The organism is Pseudoxanthomonas daejeonensis (assembly GCF_010093205.1).
GTDB lineage: Bacteria > Pseudomonadota > Gammaproteobacteria > Xanthomonadales > Xanthomonadaceae > Pseudoxanthomonas > Pseudoxanthomonas daejeonensis.
The window spans coordinates 15,804-37,813 of sequence record NZ_PDWN01000005.1; the positions used below are offsets into that span (position 1 = coordinate 15,804).

Sequence of the window (22,010 nt, forward strand, 5' to 3'; positions counted from 1 at the left end):
CGTGGCCGCGAACCGCCGGCTCGCCTTGGCCACGTTGCTGGTGGCCGACTACGACGAAGCCATCGCCTGGTTCACCGGCACGCTCGGTTTCAACCTGGTCGAAGACAGCGCGCAGGGCGGCGGGAAGCGCTGGGTAGTGGTGGCGCCCGGGCACGACACGGGCGCTGCATTACTGCTGGCGCGTGCCAGCGATGACGCGCAGCGCGCGCGCATCGGCGACCAGGCCGGGGGCCGGGTCGGCTTCTTCCTTGAGACCGACGACTTCGCGCGCGACCATGCGGCCATGCGCGCGCGCGGCGTCGAGTTCCTCGAGGAACCGCGCCATGAGGCGTACGCCACCGTCGCGGTTTTCCGCGATCTGTATGGCAACCGGTGGGACCTGCTGGAGCCCGGGCGATGAGCACGCGCCTGGTCCTGGCCAGCGGCAACGCCGGCAAGCTCGCCGAACTGCAGGCCCTGCTCGCCAACACGGGCGCGGTACTGCTGCCGCAGTCGGCGCTGGGCGTCGATGACATCGAAGAGACCGGCCTGACCTTCGTCGAGAACGCGTTGCTCAAGGCACGCCACGCCGCGCGGGTCACCGGCCTGCCGGCACTGGCCGATGATTCGGGCCTGTGCGTGGACGCGCTCGGCGGCGCGCCGGGGCTCTACTCGGCCCGCTATGCGGGCGGCCACGGTGACAGCGCGGCGAACATCGCCCGCCTGATGCGCGAACTGGAAGGACTGAACCCGCAGTGGCGAACCGCGCACTTCTATTCGGTGATCGTGCTGCTGCGCCACGCCGAGGACCCGCAGCCGCTGGTCGCCGAGGGCATCTGGCCGGGCCTGGTCCTCGACGCACCCCGCGGCACAGGCGGGTTCGGCTACGACCCCGTCTTCTTCGATACCGAACATGGACTGTCGGCGGCTGAACTCGATCCCGCGCTCAAGAACCGGATCAGCCATCGCGGCCGCGCGCTCGACCAGCTGCGCATCCGCCTGCCCGCGGCCCTGGCCGCGCTGCGCTGACGCGCCCCGCCCCGTCGGACGCCCCACCGCTCAACGCACTGCCCGCATGACACCCGCCCTGATTCCGCCGCCGCTTTCGCTCTACGTGCACCTGCCCTGGTGCGTGCGCAAATGCCCGTACTGCGATTTCAATTCGCATGCCGGCAAGGGCGCCTTGCCGTTCGACGATTACGTCGACGCGCTGGTCCGCGACCTGGAGCACGACCTGCCGCTGGCCTGGGGACGTACCGTGCACAGCGTTTTCTTCGGCGGCGGCACGCCGAGCCTGTTCCCTCCGGACGCCATCGACCGGATCCTCCAGGCCGCGTCCAGCCGGCTGCGTTTCGCGCCCGAGGCCGAAATCACCCTGGAGGCCAATCCGGGCACCGCCGAGCACGGCCGCTTCGACGGCTATCGTGCCGCCGGCGTCAACCGCATCAGCTTCGGCATCCAGAGCTTCGATGATGGTTGCTTGCAGAGGCTGGGCCGGATCCACGACAGCGCCGAGGCCGAAGCGGCGGTCAGGCTGGCCCAGGATGCGGGCTTCGACAACCTCAACCTGGACCTGATGTATGCCCTTCCCGGCCAGGACCTGGGCATGGCGCTGGCCGACCTGGAGCGCGCGTTCGCCCTGCAGCCGGCGCACATCAGCCATTACCAGCTGACCCTGGAACCGAACACGGTGTTCTTCGCGCAGCCGCCGCAGGGTATCCCCGACGACGACGACGCCTGGGATATCCAGGAGCGCTGCCAGGAACGGCTCGCCGAGGCCGGCTACGCGCACTACGAGACCAGCGCCTACGCCCGCGAAGGCCGCCAGTGCGCGCACAACCTCAACTACTGGCGCTACGGCGACTATCTGGGCATCGGCGCCGGCGCGCACGGCAAGATCACCCTGGGCGCCGAGCAGACGATCCTGCGGCGCTGGAAGCACAAGCACCCGGCGACCTGGATGGAAGCGGCCGGCGGCGCGGGGGCGATCGGCGGCGACGACCGGATCGAGCCATCGCGACGCCCGTTCGAGTTCATGCTCAACGCCCTGCGCCTGCACCAGGGATTCGCCCTGGCCGACTTCGAGGTTCGTACCGGCATGTCCCGCGACAGCATCCAGGCGGCGTTGCAGCTGGCCGGGCAACGCGAATGGCTGGTTGTTTCGGACAGCCACGTCGTTCCGACCGCGCTGGGCCGCCGTTTCGCCAACGACGTGATCGCCTTGTTCCTCTAAACGCGGGCCGGAGCCGGAAACGCTGTGGCCGGTCCGCCCCAAACGTGTTAAATACCCTGCCACAGGGGAGCCGGGCCACCGGATGTCATCTACCGTTCGACCAACATCAATTATTGGCGCTGCATCGCGAACGCTCGCGAATGCGGCGTTGCCTCCGCGCGTGCGCCATATCCTCGAGGCGATCAACGCGCTGGCCGGGCAGACCCTGACCACCTCGTTGAACCTGGCGCTCAACGAGTTCGAGCGCCAGCTGTTCAAGCAGGCCGACCGCGCACGCAGCAGCCAGCAGCAGTCCGAGCATTTCGCCGAACTGCAGCGCCTGCGCCAGCACCGCGCCGACGTCGTGCCGCGCTACCTGGCCGGCCTCGAGACCTCGCTCGCCCGCCTGCGCGAAACACCCGAACACGATCCCGCCGAAGAACCGCCGCCGCAGGATCCACTGCAGTTCCAGCGCCTGACCCTGGTCGAGGACACCGACCTGGACCGCGACATCGTCCTGCGCGAGATCGGACGTCGCGAGGCGCAGCGCGGCGGTACCCCGCTGCTGCTGCTGGGCCAACGCTTCGCCGTGCTCGCCGGACGCCCCGCGTTCGATCCCGAGCGCCTGCCCATCGGCCCGTTCGCGCTGTGCCGCGTGCTGCGCGATGCCGGCGACACCTTGCACATGACCCTGGATTCGCAGCTGCTGCTGTACCGGGTCTTCGAGCGCCAGGTGATGGAGCGCTACGGCGAGCTGGTCGAGCGGCTCAACGTGCTGCTGACCCACGAAGGCGTGCTGCCCGGCCTGGTCTACCTGCCCTACCGGCCCCGCACCCAGGGTCAAAGTCGCGGACGCGGTGCCGCGTCCGGCTCTGCCGGCGCGGTCAGCCAGCGTCCGCTGACCGGATGGCACGGCCAGGCACGACCCTCGGCATGGAGCGGGGCGCTGATGGCCGGTCTGGCCTCACGCCAGCCGCATCCCGGTGCCGAGACAGGCGAAGGCGAGGCCGCGCCCGCCGAAGCCGCCCAGGCCAGCGCGGGGGAGATCCCGGAGCAGGCGGTCTTCGCCGCGCTGCAGGGCATGCTCACCGAACATCGCGGCGGCCTGTCGGGCAACGCCGGGCTCGCCGGCGCGGCCGGACAGATGCCCGGCGTCATCCTTCCACTCGACGCGGTGGTCAACGTGCTCGGGGCGATGCAGGCCATCCCCTCGCCGGCGCGCACCTCCGGCCGCCCCCGGCGGACCGTGGACGACCTGCGCCAGGCGATGCTGGCGCGGATGCGCGAATCGCACGGGCCCGAAGCCGGCCTGTCGCAGGAACACAGCGACACGTTCGAACTGCTGGGCATGCTGTACCACGAGATCGGGCGCGAGGTGCACGAGGATGCGCCGGCGCAGGACCTGCTCGAGAAGCTGCAGGTGCCGGTGGTGCGCGCCGCGGTGCAGGACCGCAGCTTCTTCGTCCGCGACCAGCATCCGGCGCGTGAACTGCTCAATTCGGTGGCCGAGTCCGGGGCCACCTGGCTGGCCGACGACGACGCCGACCCGCAGCTGGTCCTGCGCCTGGAACAGGCCGTGGACAAGGTGGTGGAGGAATACGCCGGCGACGAGTCCGTGTTCGAGCGCGCCAACCGCGAAGTGCAGGAGCACTACCGCGCGCAGGCGCACAAGGCCGAGGTCAGCGAGCGCCGCCAGGTGGAGGCCGCGCGTGGCCGCGACCGGCTGGAGACCGCCAAGCACAGCGCGGCGACGACCATCGCCGCGCGCCTGGGCGGGCGCAAGCCGCCGCAGTTCGTGCAGGCACTGATCAACCAGGCCTGGGCCGACGTGCTGACCCTGACCGCGTTGCGCCACGGCGAGGAATCGGAGGAGTGGCGCGAGCGCGAGGAAGCGACCGGCCGCATCATCGACATCACCTGCGCCGCCGAGGCGCCGGCCGATCCGGAGCTGGCGGGACAGATCGATTCGGCGTTGCGCCAGGTCGGGTACCACGAGGACGAAGCCAGCGCGATCGCGCGCCGCCTCTCGCGCAGCGACGAGGACGAGAACACCTCGCGCACCGAGCTGACCGCCAAGCTCAAGGCCCGCGCGCGCCTGGGCGAAGGCGAGCACGCCGAGGCCAAGAAGGTGAAGCCGCCCGCGCGCACCACCGAGGAACAGGGCTGCTACGAACACCTGCGCACGCTGCCGTTCGGCACCTGGTTCGAGTTCGTGCACAACCAGCAGGGCGACGTGCGCCGGCAGCGGCTCTCCTGGTACAGCCCGGTCACCGACAACGCGCTGTTCGTCAACGCGCGGGGCCACAAGGTCGGCGAGCAGTCGCTCGACAGCCTGGCCCGGCTGATGGCGCAGGGCCAGGCGCGAATCGTCACCGAAGACAAGGGCCGGCTGATCGACCGGGCCTGGCATGCAACGCTGCGCGTGCTGCGCGGCCTGGCCGGGCGGTCCGATGACGGCGCACTGGGAGCTGCCAGCGCATGATCCACGACGCCCGCCGCGCCCCGCGCCGCCATGTCACCGAAAGCGTGCCGGTCATCGATGCGATGACCGACGAGGTCATCGGCCAGCTCGGCAACCTGTCCGAAAGCGGCATGCTGCTGATCGCCTCGGTGCCGCTGGTCGAGGACGCGCTCTACCAGCTGCGCTTCCACCTCACCGGCCGCGGCCCGATCGCGCCCATCGGCATCGGCGTGCACCTGCTGTGGGCGGTCCCGGCGAACACCCCGGGCCAGAGCTGGTGCGGGTTCCGGTTCCTGACCATTTCCGAGGAACACCGCAGCCACATCCGCGACTGGGTGCGCGCCGGCGAGGAAGCCGCCGCGACCTGATCGCGCGTCTTAAGGGCCGGTTTCCGCCGGATCGGGCACACTTGCGCCTTTCCGTTCCGGACCCGCCGATGAACGCCGCCGATCCCGCTACGCTCTACCCCCAGCACCTGGCGACACTGCGCGCGCGCGCCGACGAGGCGCTGCTGCGCAGCGGCCACGAGCACCTGCTCATTCCCAGTGGCCGCCGCCATTACCAGCTGTTCGACGACCGCGACTATCCGTTCGCGGTCAATCCGCATTTCAAGCACTGGCTGCCGCTGACCCGGGTGACCGACAGCTGGCTGGTCTACACCCCCGGGCAGCGCCCGAAGGTCATCTACCTGCAGCCGTTCGACTACTGGCACGTGGTGCCGGAGGCACCGAACGGGTGGTGGGTGGAGCACGTGGACGTGCACGTGATCCGCACACCGGAAGAAGCGTTGCCGCTGCTGCCGGGCCCGGCGGCGCGCTGCGCGATCCTGGGCGAAGCCAACAGCGCGCTCGGTGACTACGTGCCGAACAATCCGGCCCCGGCGCTGGACTACCTGCACTACCAGCGCTCGTACAAGACGCCCTACGAGGTCGCGCTGATGCGCGTGGCCCAGCGCAAAGCCGCGCACGCGCACCGCGCCGCCGAGCGCGCGTTCCGCGCCGGCGCCGGCGAGTTCGACATCCACATGGCGTACTGCGAGGCCGCGCGCCAGGACGCCACCGAGGTGCCGTACCAGAACATCGTCGCGCTCAACACGCACGGCGCCGTCCTGCATTACACCGAACTGGACCGCGACCCACCGACCGAGTCGCTCAGCTTCCTGATCGACGCCGGTGCCAGCCACTGCGGCTACGCCTCCGACATCACCCGCACCTACGCGGCCGACCGCGGCAGCGAGTTCCAGTCGATGATCGAGGCGGTCGACGCCGCGCAGCAGGCCATGTGTGCCGGCGTGCGGGCGGGCGCTGACTACCGCCAGTTGCACGTGGATGCGCACCTGTCGCTAATGGGCATCCTCAAGGACTTCGGCGTGCTGAAGGTCTCCCCGGAAGCGGCACTGGCCACCGGTGTGAGCGCGGCGTTCTTCCCGCACGGCCTGGGCCATCCGATCGGCCTGCAGGTGCACGACGTGGCCGGCTTCGCCGCCAGCGATCGCGGCGGCACGATCGCCCGGCCGGAGGGCCACCCCTACCTGCGCATGACCCGCGTACTGGAGCCGGGCATGGTCGTCACCATCGAACCGGGCCTGTACTTCATCGACATGCTGCTGGACGAGGTGAAGAAGAACGGCCACGCCGCCAGCGTCGACTGGGCGCGCGTGGACGCGTTCCGGCCCTACGGCGGCATCCGCATCGAAGACGAGGTGCTGTGCACCGACGGCGCGGCCGAAAACCTGACCCGGCCGGCGTTCGCCGGATAGAACCTGCGCCCGGACGGCGATCGCCCCGGCGCCTTCGTGGAGCGGGGCGTGCCCCGCTGCCCCCGGGTTCGGCCGATGCAAGCGAGCGGGGCAGTCCCCGCCCTGCCGGGCGTTCCGGCGGCGGTCAGACCGGGATCAGCGTGTTGATCACGTGTTCGAGGTATTCCTCGAATTCCTCGTGGGTCATCTTCGGCTGGTGCGGCCGCAGTTGCAGGAAGCCGACATAGGCCGCGTAGGTGAGCCGCGCGCGGTTCTGCGCCTCGGCGCGGCCCAGGCCGGCCTGGCGGAACGAGGCGGTGAGGTATTCCAGGCGCCGCTGCGAGACGCGCTGGATCACCGGCTGCACGGCCGGATGGTCCAGCGCCTTGAGCAGTTCGCTGTAGATCGCGTGCGGCTTGGTTTCGTGCCCGACCAGCTGGAACAGCATGCGCAGTCGCTCGCGCGGATCGGGAACGTCCTCCAGGCTGCCGAACACCTGCTCCTGTTCCACTTCCTCCCAGCGCTCGAGCGCGGCCTGCAGCAGCGCGTCGCGTGAAGGGAAATGCCAGTAGAAGCTGCCCTTGGTCACGCCCAGGCGCCGCGCCAGCGGCTCGACCGCGACCGCGGCCACGCCCTGCTCGGCAATGACGTCCAAGGCGACCTGGGCCCAGTCGGCAGCGCTGAGACGGGCGCTGCGCGCGGGCGCAGGTGAAGAGGGTGGAGCCATCGATGTCGGGTTCATGTCCGGATTTAACCATACGCAGCAGTGCGTTGCAGTACGTCGTTGCGAGGGAAACCGTGCCTTATCAAAGGCCCCCGCCCTCGCCATCCCGGACGGTCCTTTGCCATACGCATTCGTATTGACTTTCCACGCAACCCATCCATACCATCTCGTATGGACCCGGCCGCCACTGTCGCCCCGCTGGCAAGCGACCTGCACCTGCAAGGTGCGGGGCTGCGACTGGCCGCCAGTCGTCATTGCCTGCCGGGTACGGCCGTCGATGCAACCGCTTCGGTGCTGTACGCGCATGGCTTCGGCCAGACCCGTCGCGCATGGGCGGCGACGGCGCAGTCGTTGGCGCAGCACGGGCATGACGGCCTGGCGTATGACGCGCGTGGGCACGGCGGCTCGGATCGCAACGCCGAGGGCGATTGCTATACCGGCCACCAGTTCACCGACGACCTGATCGTCCTGGCCGGCGAACAGCCGCGCCCGCCACTGCTGGTCGCCGCCTCGATGGGCGGCCTGTTCGGCCTGCTGGCCGAAGCGCGCTGGCCAGGCCTGTTCCGGGCGATGGTCCTGGTCGACATCACGCCGCGCTGGGAGACGGCAGGGGTGGAGCGCATCCTCGGCTTCATGACCGCCTTCCCCGACGGCTTCGATTCACTGGAGCACGCCGCCGAGCGCATCGCCATCTACCTGCCGCACCGGCGTCGCGAGCCCGGGAAGTCGCCCGGCGCTTTGCGCGAGCTGCTGCGCGAGGGCGAAGACGGCCGCTGGCGCTGGCACTGGGATCCGCGCCTGGTCGACGAATTTGCGCGCGACAGCGAGCAACACCAGGACGACATCGCAGAAGCCACGCGCAACGTGCGCTGCCCGCTGCTGCTGGTCAGCGGTGGCCGCAGCGACCTGGTGTCCGAACGCACCGTCGCCGATTTCCTCGAACTGGCTCCGCACGCCCGACACGTGCAGCTCGCCGATGCCACGCATATGCTGGCCGGGGACGACAACGACCGCTTTACCGCCACCGTGCTGGAATACCTGGCGGAACTGGACCGGACCGAGGGGACCGGCAGTTCCGCCGTGCAAAGGGCGTCCTCGCCCGTCACTGGAGCAAACCCATGAGCATTGCCGCGCCCATCCTGGCCTTTCTGTTGATCGGCGGGTTCGCCGCCTACCACCGGCTGCGGCTGGCCACCTGGGCCGCGTTGCTGGCCGTCGCCCTGGTCGCCTGCTGGCTGCTGGGCGCACACCACGCGACCGTGGCGGTGATCGGCATCCTCTCGGCGCTGGTCGCCATTCCGCTGCTGATCCCCGCGATCCGCAAGCCGCTGATCGTCGCACCGCTGCTCAATGTCTTCCGCCGGATCCTGCCGCCGCTGTCGCAGACCGAACGCATCGCGCTGGAGACCGGCTCGGTCGGCTTCGAAGGCGAGCTGTTCACCGGTGATCCGGACTGGAACATGCTGCTGAACTATCCCAAGCCGCAGCTGACCACCGAGGAGCAGGCCTTCCTCGACGGGCCGGTCGAAGAGCTGTGCACGATGATCAACGACTGGGAGATCACCCACGTCCACGCCGACCTGCCGCCGGAGATGTGGGAGTTCGTCAAGAAGAACCGCTTCTTCGGCATGATCATCCCCAAGCAGTACGGCGGCCTGGGCTTCTCGGCGCTGGCCCACCACAAGGTGATCCAGAAGATCGCCTCGGTCTCCAGCGTGGTCAGCTCCACCGTCGGCGTGCCCAACTCGCTGGGCCCGGGCGAGCTGCTCAACCACTACGGAACCCAGGAGCAGAAGGACTATTACCTGCCGCGCCTGGCGATCGGCCAGGAAGTGCCGTGCTTCGGCCTGACCGGCCCGTTCGCCGGCTCCGACGCCACCTCGATCCCGGACTTCGGCATCGTCTGCAAGGGCGAGTGGGAGGGCGCGAACGTCCTCGGCGTGAAGCTCACGTTCGACAAGCGCTACATCACCCTGGCCCCGGTGGCGACCCTGGTCGGCCTGGCATTCCGCATGTATGACCCGGAAGGCCTGCTCGGCGACACCAAGGACATCGGCATCACCCTGGCCCTGCTGCCGCGCGACACCGCCGGCGTGGAAATCGGTCGCCGCCACTTCCCGCTGAACTCGCCGTTCCAGAACGGCCCGATCCGCGGCCGCGACGTGTTCATCCCGCTGAGCCAGCTGATCGGCGGTGCCGAGCTGGCCGGCAAGGGCTGGAACATGCTCAACGAATGCCTGGCCGTGGGCCGCTCGATCACCCTGCCCTCGACCGCTTCGGGTGGCGCCAAGTTCGGCGCGCGCGTGACCGGCGCCTACGCCCGGATCCGCAAGCAGTTCGGCCTGTCGATCGGCCGCTTCGAGGGCGTGGAGGAAGCGCTGGCCCGGATCGGCGGCAAGGCCTACACGATCAGCGCGCTGTCGCAGGCGACGGCCGCTGCGGTGGACCGCGGCGACGTGCCTTCGGTGCCATCGGCCATCGCCAAGTACCACTGCAACAACATGGGCCGTGAAGTCATCTCCGACGTGATGGACGTGATCGGCGGCAAGGGCATCATCCTCGGGCCGCGCAACTTCGCCGGCCGCAGCTGGCAGGCCGCGCCGATCGGCATCACGGTCGAGGGCGCCAACATCATGACCCGCAGCCTGCTGATCTTCGGCCAGGGCGCGATCCTGTGCCATCCGTGGGTGATGAAGGAAATGAAGGCCGCGCAGGACCCGGACCGCGCCGCTGCGCTGGAGAGCTTCGACGAGAGCCTGTCGGGCCACGTGCGCTACGGCATCTCCAACGCGTTCCGTTCGTTCTGGTTCGGCCTGACCGGTTCGAAGGTCGGTGGCGCGCCGGGCGACGACTACACCCGTCCGTTCTTCCGCAAGCTCGACCGCTACGCCGCCAACCTGGCGCTGATGGCCGACGTGTCGATGCTGCTGCTCGGCGGCAAGCTGAAGTTCAAGGAATCGCTGTCGGGCCGCCTGGGCGACGTGCTCAGCCACCTGTACATGGCCGGCGCGGTGCTCAAGCGCTACCACGACGAAGGTGCGCCGGAGGCCGACAAGCCGCTGCTGGCGTGGAGCATGTACAACAGCTTCCACGTGATCGAGACCGCGCTGTCGGACGCGCTGCGCAACTTCCCGATCCGTCCGGTCGGCTGGGCGCTGTGGGCGCTGGTGTTCCCGCTCGGCCGCCGCGCCGAGGCCCCGGGCGACCGCCTCAACCACCGCGTCGCTTCGCTGCTGATGACCCCGAACGAAGCGCGCGACCGCCTGGGCGTGGGCGTGTTCCTGACCCCGTGCCCGAACAACCCGGGCGGCCGCATCGACAGCTACCTGGCCAAGGCCGTGCAGGCCGAGCCGGTCGAGCGCAAGTTCCTCAAGGCGCTCAAGACCAAGGGCATCGAGGCGCTGGAATTCCCCGCGCAGCTGGACGAGGCCGTGGCCGAGGGCGTGATCAGCGCCGAGGAACGCAAGCTGCTGGAAGAACTGCGCCAGATCACCCTCGAGGCGATCACCGTGGACGACTTCGATGTCCACGAGCTGCGCGCCGCAAGCTATTACGACCAGCCCCGCCCGGGTGCGCGCGAAGCGGCCTGAGCCGCTGTAGAAGCACGCGACCTGCATTGCACTCACACGACGGCGGGCCCAAGCCCGCCGTCTTCGTATCCAAGGCCTGCAGGCGGGATCGACACACCGTAGCGGGGCCGGCCCCGCAGGACCGCCCCGCATCGTCCACCGCCCACCACAGGATCCGCCATGGCCAATCGCCTGCTCGACACCTGGCATCGACTGCAGCGCTGGCCAGCCGGCGATTGGCTGTTCTCGCGCGCGGTGTGCTTCAAGGCGCCCTACTTCGCCACCATCGCCCCGCGCATCACCCGGCTGGAACCGGGCCGCTGCGAGGCGACCATCCGCCACCGGCACAAGGTGACCAACCACATCGGCACGGTCCACGCGATCGCGCTGTGCAACCTGGCCGAACTGGTAGCAGGTGTTATGACCGACGCCAGCCTGCCCGGATCGATGCGCTGGATCCCGCGCGGCATGACCGTGGAATACCTGAAGAAGGCCACCGGCCCGATGCATGCGGTCGCCCTGCCGGACGTGCCGCTGGTCGAGGCGAGCGAAGGCTATGACCTGCCGGTCGGGGTGGTGGTGCGCGATCGCGACGGCGATGCGGTGTTCCGCGCGCGCATCGCGATGTGGGTATCGCCCAAGCCCGCGCGCACGGGCTGATCGCGCCACCGATGAAGGAGGGCACCATGCACGACATTCCCCTGCTGCTGTGCGCACTGCACAGCTTCGCCTTCGCTGCCTTCCACCTGGCGTTCTGGAAGCTGTTCGACTGGAAGCGCGAGCTGGCCCGGGTCGACCTGCCGACCCGGGCCATCACCCAGATCCTCAACCTGCGCCTGGTCTACGTCTTCCTCGGCATCGGGATGCTGTGCCTGCTGTTTCCGGCGCAGCTGCGCGGCACACCGCTGGGCAGGGCGGTGCTGTGGTTCATGCTGCTGTTCTGGGTGGGGCGCACGGTCGAGCAGTTCGTGTTCCTGCGCATCAACCGGCCCATCGTCCACATCCTGACCGCGCTGTTCGTGCTCGGCGCGGTACTGTTCGCATGGCCGCTGCTTGCGGCCTGAGCGACCTCAGGCCGGTTCGCCGCCGGTCACCGCGGATGTTTCGCGACCGCCCGGCAGCTCCTTCTCCTGCCGCAGCAGCCTGACCGCCGAGAACGTCATCATGCCGGCCACCAGCACGCCGAAGCCGAACACAGCGCTGGAGCCGAACGCGGACAGGAACTTGTGCAGCCAGACGAAGGTCAGGTCGGCGCCGCGGTAGATCACCGTGTCGATCGCCGCACCGGCCTTGTAGCGCCACTCGCGCCCGACCCGGGTGTAGATCGTCTCGCGCGCCGGCTTGGCCAGCGCGAACTCGCTGGCGCGGGTGAATACCTGCACCACCGCGATCATCATCGGCAACGGTGAGGCGGCCAGGATCGAGAAGCCCAGGATGATCGCGAAGCCGGGGATCAGCAGCGCCGGGGCGATGCCGAAGCGCGACATCAGCGCGCGGGTGATCAGCAGCTGCACCACCAGGGTGAGCGAGTTCACCGCCAGGTCCAGGGTCGAGAAGAACGCGGCGCGCTCCTCGGCGGTGGCGAACGCGGTGCGCGCGATCCGGTTCTGTTCGTTGTACAGCAGGGTGCCGATGCCCACGCCCAGCACCACCAGCAGCGCCAGCCAGCGCAGCAGCGGCTCCCTGGCCACCAGCTTCAGGCCCGCCAGGATCTGGCCCCCCATCGGTTTCTCGCCGCTGGCCAGCCCGCGCTCGGCCTCGCGCGCCACCGCGTACTGGCGCAGCCGCGCGATGCACACCACGCACACCGTCAGCAAAGCCGCCGACACCAGCATCATGTTGGCGATGCCGACCCGCTCCACCAGCGTCCGGGTCAGCACCGGTCCCAGGAACGCACCCAGGGTGCCTGCCGCGCCGATGTAGCCGTAGTACCGCTTGGCCTCCGCATTGCTGTAGATGTCGGCCATGAAGCTCCAGAACACGGCGACCGCGAACAGGTTGAACACCGTGATCCACAGGATGAAGGCCAGTCCGCGCCCGGCCACGCCGCTGTCGAACATCGCGTAGAACAGCAGCAAGGTGACGATAAAGAACACGTAGATCGCCGGCAGGAACACCCGCCGCGGGAAACGGCTGACCAGCCAGCCATACACCGGCTGCAGCAGCAGCATGATCACGAACACCGCGGTGAAGATGAACTGCAGGGTGAATTCGCCCAGCGCCACGCCGCGATCGGCGAAGAACGCGATCAGCGCGGGCGGGAAGACCGCCTCGACGTCGCTGGAGGCAGCCATGGCCTCGCGCACCGGACGCAGCACGTAGTAGCCGCTGAGCAGGCAGAAAAAGTACGCGAACGACCACAGCAGCGGCGGCGACTCGGCCATTGCCGAGCGGAGCCGGCCAAGCCGGGAGGAGGCCGTGTCTGCAGCAGTCATGGGCTAGGCGGTCCTGGGAGTCGTACCGGCCGGCCGCGCAGGCCCGTCCTTGGCGCGCACGGTATCCGATGCACTGCAACATCGCCAGCGGCGCAGCGGGGCGACGCAACACTTGCGCCGGACGCATGCCGGCCGACAGCATTGCCGTCGGGTCGGGGCAATGCCGCCCACGGCCGACGGGGGGCGTGTGTACGACTACATCGTGATTGGCGCCGGCTCGGCCGGCTGCGTGCTGGCCGCCCGGCTTAGCGAGGATCCGGCCTGCCGCGTGCTGTTGCTCGAGGCCGGGCCTCGCGACTGGAATCCACTGATCCACATGCCCGCCGGCCTGGGCCGGCTGGTCAACAACCGCACGATCAACTGGGACTACAGCACCGAGCCGGAGCCGGCCCTGTGCGCCCGTCGCCTCTGGTGGCCTCGCGGCAAGGTCCTGGGCGGCTCCAGCTCGATCAACGCGATGTGCTACACCCGTGGCACCCCGCGCGACTACGACGAGTGGCATTCCGCCGGTGCCGATGGATGGCGCTGGAAGGCGGTGCTGCCGTACTTCCTGCGCGCCGAGGGCAATGCCCGCGGTGCCGGACCGCTGCACGGCGCGGACGGTCCGCTGCGCGTGTCGGACCTGCGCCACGTCAATCCGCTCTCGCAGGCGTTCGTCGACGCCGGCGTGCAGGCCGGGTGGCCGCGCAACGACGATTTCAACGGCGCGGCGCAAGCCGGCGTCGGCCTCTACCAGGTGACCCAGCGCGATGGTGCGCGCTGCTCGGCTGCGGCCGCCTACCTGGCCCCGGCGCGCGCTCGGCCGAACCTGCACGTGGTCACCGGCGCGCAGGTGCAGCGCGTCGTGATCGAGCGCGGTCGCGCGACCGGCGTGGAGTACCGCCGACGCGGCCGCCTGCACTGCGCCACCGCCGAAGCCGAAGTGCTGCTCTGCGGCGGGGCGATCAATTCGCCGCAGTTGCTGATGCTGTCCGGCGTCGGCCCGGCCGGTGAACTGGGACGCCATGGCATCGCGGTGGCCGCCGACGTGCCCGGCGTGGGTGCCAACCTGCAGGATCACCTCGACGTGTGCACCCTGCGCCACTGCCCGCCCGGGGTCAGCTACGACCGCGCCAGCGAGCTGGGGATCGCGTTCGACTGGTTCCTGCGCGGCCGCCGTGGCGCGGGCACCAGCAACATCGCCGAAGCCGGCGGCTTCGTGCGCTCGTCGTTGGCCAGCGACGAACGGCCCGACGTCCAGTTCCATTTCGTCCCGGCGATGCTCGACGACCACGGCCGCAACCGCCTGAACGGCGACGGCTTCACCGTGCACGCCTGCTTCCTGCGCCCTCGCAGCCGCGGCCGGATCGGGCTGCGCGATGCCGCGCCGGGATCGCCGCCGCGCATCGAGGCGGGCTACCTGTCCGATGCGGAGGGCTTCGACCTGAAGGTGATGGTGGAATGCGCGCGGCTGTCGCGCGAGCTGCTGGCGCAACCGGCGTTCGACCGCTGGCGCGGTGCGCCGATCTACCCGTCGCGCGAGGACCTGACCGATGCCGAGCTGGCGGACTTCGTCCGTGCCAAGGCCGAGAGCATCTATCACCCGGTCGGCACCTGCCGGATGGGCACCGACAGTGGCGCGGTGGTCGATCCGCAGTTGCGCGTGCGCGGGATCGAGCGGCTGCGCGTCGTGGATGCCTCGGTGATGCCGTCCCTGGTCGGCGGCAACACCAATGCGCCCACGATCATGATCGCCGAGCGCGCCGCCGACCTTGTGCGAGGGCTTGCTGCCTGAACCGGCGTGCAGAAGCGGGCTTTTGAAACCCGACCGCGTCTACTGGGCGAGCCGACGATGGTCGGCTGCGATCTCCGCCTCGCCCAGTCGAAGGAAGCGCGCGGCGTTGTGGTAGAGGATGTCGCGCTTCTGCGCCGCGTCCAGGAACGGCGCGTCCTCGATCGCGGCGATCGCCTCGCCGATGGCGCCGGGCCAGTACATCTGGTCCGAACCGAACAGGATCCGCTTGCCGAACCCCGCTTCGACCATGCGCCTCAACGCGTCGTGGAACTGGGCCCGCGGGAACTGCCAGTCGTTGCAGCCCACGTCCACGTAAAGGCCCGGATGGGTGTACATCATGGCGATCATCTCGTCGACCAGCGGCGAGCCGTAGTGCATGACGTAGACGCGCAGCTTCGGATGTCGTCGGAGCACTTCTTCCAGCTGGAACGGCGAGGTCGCGCTGGCGCGGTAGTCCGCGTAGCCGGGGAAGCGCGCCGCGCCCGGCGGTCCCTCGCCCAGGTGGATCCCGACGGGGACGTCGAGCTCCTCGGCCAGCGCGAAATAGGGTTCGTAGCGCGGGTCGTCCGCGCGCAGGCCGCGGTACTGCATGGCCACTTCGGCGAAGGCCTGCAGGCGACCTTCGCGATGCAGGCGACGCATCTCGTCCGTCGACAGTTCCTTCTTCTTGCCGAACGCCACGGCCGGCAGGAACAGCCCGGGCGCGGCCTGTCGCCACTGCGCCACCCGCTCGGGCGTGCCGTCGAGCACGGCTCGGCGCACGTTGTGGCGGCGAAGCTCGGCGATGCTCTGGTCCTGCAGCGCCTGGTCGCCGGAAGGCGCCAGCAGCGGCTTCTCGCAACCGGGGAAAGCGGAAAAATCGAACGGCGCGCGCGGATCGGCGACGGGCATCGTCACCCCTTGCGACCCCGGACAGACCGGTGCACCCGGGGGCGCCTCCAGCGGCCAGGCGTGCACGTGCATGTCGATCACCGGACCGGGCGTGCCATCGTTTCCGGCCGCGTGGACAAGGGGAGCCGCAGCCACCAGCATGGCAGCGACGACCAGAACGGATGCCTTCATGCGTCGTTCCCCGGAATGCAGCGGTGCGGCGGAAATGCTCAGCCTCGCTCAAGCAACGCCGGCAGCGGGCAATGCAGGACAGCGCAGACGGTCCGCAACAGCTCCGCTTCGGCCACGCTGACCCGCTGGTCGCTGGAGACCGCATCGACCAGCGCTTCGACCAGCATTTCCTTGGCGGCCGGCACGAGCGCGTCCAGTGGCGCCCACACCGCGTCCAGCGCCTGAACGCCTTCGGCCGGCGGCGCGTACGGCAGGTGGTCGCGCGGCAGCACGCGCTGCAGGCCCGCCAGGTAGGCGCGCTGCGCCTGCATCGGTGCGTCGGGATGACCAGCCTGGGCGAGAACCGCGAGCAGCGTGGCGAACTCCTGGCGCACGCCGGTGGCCTTGTTGCGGCCGAAGCGGGCGTGGCGCGACGGATCCAGCGCTTCGCGCACCTGCACCTGGACCAGGCACGAAAGGCAGTATTCGAACACCGACACGCGACCATCGGTGTGGACCATCGCATCGATGGTGTCGAGGAAGGTTTCCAGCTCCGGTCGCGGGCGCTGGCGCAGTACCGGGAACGCCAGCGACGCGAGCGGCAGGCGCAGCGCCGGATGCAGCCCCTCCAGATGCAGGCGACGCAGCTCGAATGCCTGCTGCGCCATCGGCTCGCCGCAGCGCGCGACCACCTCGCTGCGCTGGCGCGATGCCACCGCCGCGTCGGGATCCAGCAACAGGCCCACCAGCAGCGGCATCACCGCATCGCGCTGGCGCGCCAGCGCGCGCAGTTCTTCGCCCAGGCCCTCGACCAGGTCGTGCGCGCGGCGGTAGTCGTCCTCCGCCGGTGCGGCCACCTGGCGGGCGACCATCGGCGGCGTGACCAGCACCTGCGCGTCGGCCGGCGGCAGTGGTGGCGGGCCTCCGGTTCCGCCTGCATCGCGTGCGGCGAATCCCAGCGCGACATCCTCGGCCAGGCCATCGGGCGGCGTCGTCCGCCAGCGCGCTTCCAGTTGCTGCAGCTGGCGCGCGTCGAAGGTCGGCTCCAGCCGGCGGATGCGCTCGACCAGCGGCGGATGCGTGGCGAACAGGCCCGACAGCGCCGCCCCCGGGCCGAACAGCATGTGGCTCACTTCCTCCGCATCGGCCTTGTCCTGCAGCTTCGAGCCCGCGTCCAGTCCGCCGATCTTCTTCAGCGCGCCGGCCAGCCCGCGCGTCTGCCGGGTGAACTGCACCGCCGAAGCATCGGCCAGCAGTTCGCGCTGGCGGCTGACCCCGGCCTTGATCATCCGCCCGAAGAACACGCCGATCGCGCCCACCGCCATCGCCACCAGCGCGGCGACCAGGACCGGCGTGCCTTCGCGGCTGCGCCCCAGGCGACCGTAGATGAGGATGCGCTGGCCGATCAGGCTCAGCATCAGGATCCCGAACAACAGGCCGATCAGGCGGATGTTCAGGCGCATGTCGCCGTTGAGCACGTGGGCGAACTCGTGCGCGATCACCCCCTGCAACTCATCGCGGTTGAGCCGGTCCAGGGCGCCGCGGGTCACCGCGATGGCTGCGTCCGACGGACTGTAGCCGGCGGCGAACGCGTTGATCCCGGCCTCCTGCTCCATCACGAACAACCTGGGTACCGGCACGCCGGAGGCGATGGCGATCTCCTCGACCACGTTGCGCAACCGCCGCAGCGAGGGATCGCGGGTATCTTCCGGAACGAAGGTGCCGCCCATCTGCGCGGCCACCACCGCCCCGCCGCCGCGCAACGAGGCGATCCGGTACAGCGAGCCCAGCGCGATCACCAGCAGGGTGCCCACCGTCGCCGCCGCCGTCGCGCCCCAGCTGCCGGTGAACAGCAGCGTGGCCAGGTCCACCGCCAGGACGATGCCCGCCACCGCCAGCACGAACAGCAGCACCAGCCGCCCCGAGCCGCGGCGCGCCGCAGCCTGATGCTCGAAGAAGTTCATCGCCCGCCGCTCTCCGTCGTCGATCGCATGATCATCGCCGCCAGGCCGGGCCGGCTCAGAACTGGACCTTCGGCGCCTCGCGTACCTCCGCCTTGTCGGCCGGGATGTCGAGCATCGCGGCGTGCGCGAAGTTGAACATGCCGGCGACCACGCTGGACGGGAACGTCTCGCGCTTGTTGTTGTAGCCCATCACCGCGTCGTTGTAGGCCTGCCGCGCGAACGCCACCCGGTTCTCGGTGGACGACAGTTCTTCGCTGAGCTGCATCATGTTCTGGTTGGCCTTCAGGTCCGGATAGGCCTCGGCCACCGCCATCAGCCGCCCCAGCACGCCGTTGAGCTGGCCCTGGCTGGTCGCCAGCTGCGCCATCGCCGCCTCGTCGCCCGGATGGGCCTTGGCCGCGGCCAGGCCGGACTGGGCCACCGAGCGCGCCGCGATCACCGCCTCCAGCGTTTCCCGCTCGTGGCCCATGTAGGCCTTGGCGGTCTCCACCAGGTTGGGGATCAGGTCGAAACGCCGCTGCAGCTGCACGTCGATCTGGGCGAACGCGTTCTTCCAGCCATTGCGGCTGGTCACCAGCCCGTTGTAGATGCCCACCGCCCACAGCGCCGCGCCCACGATCAGGGCCAAAAACACCAACAGGATCAACAAACTGCCCATTCATCTTCTCCTGGTTTGTGCACACACGAAATCCGGCGCTAGAATCGGCCGCAGCGGTAGCTTACAGGCATCAAAACAATGAAAGACGCGCGTGTCCGGCCAAACATCGGGCCCCGGAGAATCCGACCGCTGACGCTCGGCACGGTCAGCATGGGCTCGCTGGCCCTGCTGCTGGCGATGGCGCTGCCCTCGACCGCGCAGACACCGACCCTGTCGCCGATGTCGCTGCCGCCGCCGACCCAGCCATTGCCCTACCGCACCTACGCCGACGTTGACGTGCAGCCCGTCGCCGACGGCTTCGATGTCGCCCGCTTCGAGGCGCTCGCCGAACAGCTGGTCCAGGGCCAGCGCGTGCCCGGCATGGCGATGGCGATCGTGCAGAACGGCCGCATCCTCAGCGTGCGCGGCTACGGCGTCACCGATGTCACCCGTCCGCAGTCGGTGGACTCGCACACCGTGTTCCGCCTGGCTTCGCTGTCCAAGGCGTTCGCCGGGACGATGGCCGGCCTGCTGGTCAATGACGGCAGCCTGCGCTGGGACAGCAAGGTCGCCGACTACGTGCCGGGCTTCCACCTGTCCGATGCCGGCTACACGCAGCAGGTGACCGTGGCCGACCTGCTCAGCCACCGGGTGGGCCTGAAGGCGCACAACGCCTTCGACCGCGACATCGAAGGCAACGCCGAGTACTACCAGGTGGCGCAGAAGCTCGGGTCGGCGTCGCTGACCTGCGCGCCCGGCCAGTGCTATGCCTACCAGAACGTGGCCTTCAGCCTGGTCGGCGACGTGGTCTTCGCCGCCTCCGGCAACTTCTACGAGCAGGCCGTGCAGCGTCGCCTGCTCGTGCCGCTGGGCATGAACGACGCCAGCCTGGGCCTGGCCGGCATCGAATCGAGCCCGAGCTGGGCGCGGCCGCACGTGCGCAGCCGCAATGGCTGGGTTTCGATCAGCCCCAAGCCGACCTACTACCGCCTGCCGCCGGCCGCCGGCGTCAACGCCAGCATCAGCGACATGGCGCAGTGGCTGCTCGCCCACACCGGCCATCGTCCGGACGTGCTGCCGGCGCCCCTGCTGGCCACGCTGCACGCACCCGTGGTGTCGACGCCGGGCGAAATGCGCTCGGGCTGGCGCCGCGATCGCGTGCATGCCGCGAGCTACGCCCTGGGCTGGCGCGTATTCGACTACGCCGGCGAGGAAGTGGTGTTCCATGCCGGCGCGGTACAGGGGTATCGCGGGCTGACCGCGCTGCTGCCCGGCCGCGACCTGGGCATCGCCATCCTCTGGAACAGCGAAAGCTCGCTACCCACCGGACTGTTGCCGACGATCATCGACCGCGCCATCGGCCTGCCGGCCGAACGCTGGCTGGACGTGGATACCGACTTCGGCGCCGACAACCTGATGGCCGACGGCGCCACGCCGCCGGCCGCACCCGCGCAGGGCACCTCGTCCTCGACCTCGGTGGCGGCGCCGCACTGACCGCTCGCGCGGGGTTATGCCTCGCGCCCTCTTCAAGAACTCCTGACCGCCTGCCAGGCATCGGCCCTGCCGCTGCGGCGTGCGTGCGTGGGTGCGTCGCTGGACGCTGGCCGATGCGCGCCCATAAAAAAACTCCCCCCCCGCTGGGCATCGGGGAGGGAGTCATTCGGTACGGCAATCGGGTTTGGATCAGATCAGCGGAGCCGGCGTAGCCGGGAGCGCGACCGGGGCCGACTTCTTCTTGGCGACCTTCTTCTTGGCCGGCTTCTTGGCGGCGGCCTTCTTTGCGACCTTCTTGGCCGGCTTCTTGGCGACCTTCTTGGCAGCCTTCTTGGCGGTCTTCTTGGCAGCCTTCTTGGCGACCTTCTTCACAGCCTTCTTGGCGGTCTTCTTGGCGGTCTTCTTGGCAGCCTTCTTGGCGGTCTTCTTGACAGCCTTCTTGGCGACCTTCTTGGCGACCTTCTTCTTGGCGGCCTTCTTGGCAACCTTCTTCACGGCCTTCTTGGCGGAAGCCTTCTTGGCGACCTTCTTCACGGCCTTCTTGGCGACCTTCTTCTTGGCAACCTTCTTGGCGGCCTTCTTCGGGGCGGCCTTCTTGGCGACCTTCTTTACGGTCTTCTTGGCGGCGGCCTTCTTGGCTACCTTCTTGACCGCTTTCTTGGCGGCCGGTTTCTTCTTAGCAGCAGCTTTCTTCGTTGCCATGGGTGGCTCCTCGTCAGTGAACTACGGATTGGTAACGCAACGCCCAGTCGCGAAAACCCGCGGCGGCGACCGCCGGGGGGAGTCCGTCGGCGCGATACGCACGTCGATACGGATACGGGAAGACCCGCGCGTTACCTCGGCGCGGGCGGTAGATCGGGGGTTCGCTGCATTTCTTGGAGGGAAGCGGGCCTGCTCCACCGACTGAAGGTTCCTGGTGGTCGCCCGAGTTGTGCTTCGCGTTGTGGTGTTGATTCGACTCACTCGCTTCGGCAGGCAGCGTCTGCTGGGGCGAAACCTAATCACGGTTTTTTTAACTGTCAACACCCGCCCGCATTTTTTTTCCGGGCAGTCGTCCCTGCCGCGGCGGCGGATCCTGCCGTCGCTCGCCTGCGCGCCGGACCGCCAAAGCGCACCGTCGCCGGATGCAATTCAAACCAATGCGTAAAACAAGTCGTTTTCCAATCGTGCATTCGCGCGAAGGTGTTCCCGGCGTCGCACGACCATAACCACCGAGCAAGGTGGAGCGACCTCGACGAGGCGTTTCCGATGCCCAAAAAAAATTTGCTCGGGGCGTTCCCGTTTCGCGTCGCACAAGCCGATTTGCGCAGAACTGCGCAAGCCCGGCGACGACGTTGGCGACGCTTTCGCGATGCCTGCACACGTCGTCCACGGACTCCGACGGCAGCATCGGGGGATGTACTTCCTGGCGTCCATCGACGCGGCGCCGCGCGCATGGCGCGACGGAACCGGCCCATGCCGCGGCGTCCTCGGGCGCCATCGAGCCGAGTTGCCACCCGCGTCGATGAGACGGGCAAAAAGAAAACGCCCGCTGGCGGGCGGGCGTTCTTCCTGTATCCGGCGGGAGCGACGGGACTCAGTCGTCCTCGCCCTCGATCAGTTCGGCGTAGTCGTCCGGGGAGAGCAGCTCGGCCAACTGGTCGGCATCGCCACCCTCGACCACGAACAGCCAGCCCTCGCCGTAGGCGTCCTCGTTGATGGTTTCCGGCTTGTCGGCCAGTGCCGCGTTCACTTCCACGATCCGGCCGCTGACCGGGCTGTAGACGTCCGAGGCGGCCTTGACCGACTCCACCACCGCGACTGCACTGCCGCCTTCGACGCTGTCGCCGACGTTGGGCAGCTCGACGTAGACCAGGTCGCCGAGCAGGCCCTGGGCGTGGTCGGAAATACCCACGGTGATGCGGCCGTTGCCTTCGACGCGCGCCCATTCGTGGGACTTGAGGAACTTGAGGTCTCCGGGGATCTCGCTCATGGGAATGCTC

The 22,010-nt window shown here is 69.3% G+C and carries 19 protein-coding genes; 12 read left to right on the top strand and 7 right to left on the bottom strand.

From position 1 onward, the window contains the following. Position 1: 1 nt before the first annotated feature. The 6 genes from CSC65_RS06215 (at position 2) to pepQ (ending at position 6,411) form a co-directional block, all read left to right on the top strand. Positions 2-400, top strand: coding sequence for a VOC family protein (locus tag CSC65_RS06215; RefSeq protein ID WP_238390301.1), 399 nt, complete (start codon positions 2-4; stop codon positions 398-400). Next, positions 397-1,008, top strand: a complete 612-nt coding sequence (gene rdgB / locus CSC65_RS06220; protein ID WP_162409539.1) for an RdgB/HAM1 family non-canonical purine NTP pyrophosphatase — start codon at positions 397-399, stop codon at positions 1,006-1,008. The genes CSC65_RS06215 and rdgB overlap by 4 nt, the downstream gene beginning before the upstream one ends. Positions 1,009-1,054: 46 nt before the next feature. Continuing rightward, entirely contained in the window at positions 1,055-2,212 is a 1,158-nt protein-coding gene (gene hemW, locus CSC65_RS06225; protein WP_162409541.1) for a radical SAM family heme chaperone HemW, read from the top strand. An 82-nt stretch (positions 2,213-2,294) separates the two neighbouring features. Beyond that, a complete protein-coding gene (locus CSC65_RS06230; protein WP_162409543.1) occupies positions 2,295-4,673 on the top strand; it encodes a DUF1631 domain-containing protein in 2,379 nt (792 codons plus the stop codon). After that, complete coding sequence (locus CSC65_RS06235) at positions 4,670-5,020, top strand: PilZ domain-containing protein (protein WP_162409545.1); 351 nt, start codon at positions 4,670-4,672, stop codon at positions 5,018-5,020. The genes CSC65_RS06230 and CSC65_RS06235 overlap by 4 nt, the downstream gene beginning before the upstream one ends. Positions 5,021-5,088: 68 nt before the next feature. Beyond that, a complete protein-coding gene (gene pepQ / locus CSC65_RS06240; protein ID WP_162409547.1) occupies positions 5,089-6,411 on the top strand; it encodes a Xaa-Pro dipeptidase in 1,323 nt (440 codons plus the stop codon). A 124-nt stretch (positions 6,412-6,535) separates the two neighbouring features. Here pepQ and CSC65_RS06245 read toward each other — a convergent pair whose 3' ends face one another. Next, positions 6,536-7,132, bottom strand: a complete 597-nt coding sequence (locus CSC65_RS06245; RefSeq protein WP_162409549.1) for a TetR/AcrR family transcriptional regulator — start codon at positions 7,130-7,132, stop codon at positions 6,536-6,538. A 153-nt stretch (positions 7,133-7,285) separates the two neighbouring features. Here CSC65_RS06245 and CSC65_RS06250 point away from each other — a divergent pair, with 153 nt between their 5' ends. The 4 genes from CSC65_RS06250 to CSC65_RS06265 all read left to right on the top strand — a co-directional run bounded on the left by CSC65_RS06250 (position 7,286) and on the right by CSC65_RS06265 (position 11,747). Continuing rightward, positions 7,286-8,236, top strand: a complete 951-nt coding sequence (locus CSC65_RS06250) for an alpha/beta fold hydrolase (RefSeq protein ID WP_162409551.1) — start codon at positions 7,286-7,288, stop codon at positions 8,234-8,236. Then, positions 8,233-10,704, top strand: coding sequence for an acyl-CoA dehydrogenase (locus CSC65_RS06255; RefSeq protein WP_162409553.1), 2,472 nt, complete (start codon positions 8,233-8,235; stop codon positions 10,702-10,704). The genes CSC65_RS06250 and CSC65_RS06255 overlap by 4 nt, the downstream gene beginning before the upstream one ends. Before the next feature lie 159 nt (positions 10,705-10,863). Then, the gene (locus CSC65_RS06260) at positions 10,864-11,343 is read left to right on the top strand and encodes a hotdog fold domain-containing protein (RefSeq protein ID WP_162409555.1); all 480 of its coding nucleotides are present in this window, start codon (positions 10,864-10,866) and stop codon (positions 11,341-11,343) included. Positions 11,344-11,369: 26 nt separating this feature from the next. Next, the gene (locus CSC65_RS06265) at positions 11,370-11,747 is read left to right on the top strand and encodes a hypothetical protein (protein ID WP_162409557.1); all 378 of its coding nucleotides are present in this window, start codon (positions 11,370-11,372) and stop codon (positions 11,745-11,747) included. 6 nt (positions 11,748-11,753) lie between these two features. Here CSC65_RS06265 and CSC65_RS06270 read toward each other — a convergent pair whose 3' ends face one another. After that, positions 11,754-13,118, bottom strand: a complete 1,365-nt coding sequence (locus CSC65_RS06270; protein ID WP_162409558.1) for an NTP/NDP exchange transporter — start codon at positions 13,116-13,118, stop codon at positions 11,754-11,756. Between the two features lie 187 nt (positions 13,119-13,305). Here CSC65_RS06270 and CSC65_RS06275 point away from each other — a divergent pair, with 187 nt between their 5' ends. Beyond that, complete coding sequence (locus CSC65_RS06275; RefSeq protein ID WP_162409872.1) at positions 13,306-14,892, top strand: GMC family oxidoreductase; 1,587 nt, start codon at positions 13,306-13,308, stop codon at positions 14,890-14,892. 39 nt (positions 14,893-14,931) lie between these two features. Here the strand turns inward: CSC65_RS06275 and CSC65_RS06280 are convergent, their stop codons facing one another. From CSC65_RS06280 to CSC65_RS06290, 3 genes are read right to left on the bottom strand one after another with little or no spacing between them, the layout of a single operon-like run. Beyond that, a complete protein-coding gene (locus tag CSC65_RS06280) occupies positions 14,932-15,954 on the bottom strand; it encodes an amidohydrolase family protein (RefSeq protein ID WP_162409560.1) in 1,023 nt (340 codons plus the stop codon). Positions 15,955-15,992: 38 nt separating this feature from the next. Beyond that, on the bottom strand, positions 15,993-17,897 hold the full coding sequence (locus tag CSC65_RS06285; RefSeq protein ID WP_162409562.1) for a M48 family metallopeptidase: 1,905 nt from the start codon (positions 17,895-17,897) through the stop codon (positions 15,993-15,995). A 55-nt stretch (positions 17,898-17,952) separates the two neighbouring features. After that, a complete protein-coding gene (locus CSC65_RS06290) occupies positions 17,953-18,555 on the bottom strand; it encodes a LemA family protein (protein WP_162409564.1) in 603 nt (200 codons plus the stop codon). A 150-nt stretch (positions 18,556-18,705) separates the two neighbouring features. Here CSC65_RS06290 and CSC65_RS06295 point away from each other — a divergent pair, with 150 nt between their 5' ends. Continuing rightward, positions 18,706-20,028 (top strand): serine hydrolase domain-containing protein, encoded by a 1,323-nt coding sequence (locus CSC65_RS06295; RefSeq protein WP_238390302.1) that lies wholly within the window; start codon positions 18,706-18,708, stop codon positions 20,026-20,028. 189 nt (positions 20,029-20,217) lie between these two features. On the opposite strand, the gene CSC65_RS16370 is transcribed toward CSC65_RS06295, so the two are convergent. Together CSC65_RS16370 and gcvH are read right to left on the bottom strand one after the other, a co-directional pair. Beyond that, positions 20,218-20,730 carry a histone gene (locus CSC65_RS16370; RefSeq protein WP_162409568.1) on the bottom strand — a complete coding sequence of 171 codons (513 nt, stop codon included), beginning with the start codon at positions 20,728-20,730 and terminating at the stop codon, positions 20,218-20,220. Positions 20,731-21,604: 874 nt separating this feature from the next. Further along, positions 21,605-22,000 (bottom strand): glycine cleavage system protein GcvH, encoded by a 396-nt coding sequence (gene gcvH, locus CSC65_RS06305; protein WP_162409570.1) that lies wholly within the window; start codon positions 21,998-22,000, stop codon positions 21,605-21,607. Positions 22,001-22,010 lie beyond the last annotated feature (10 nt).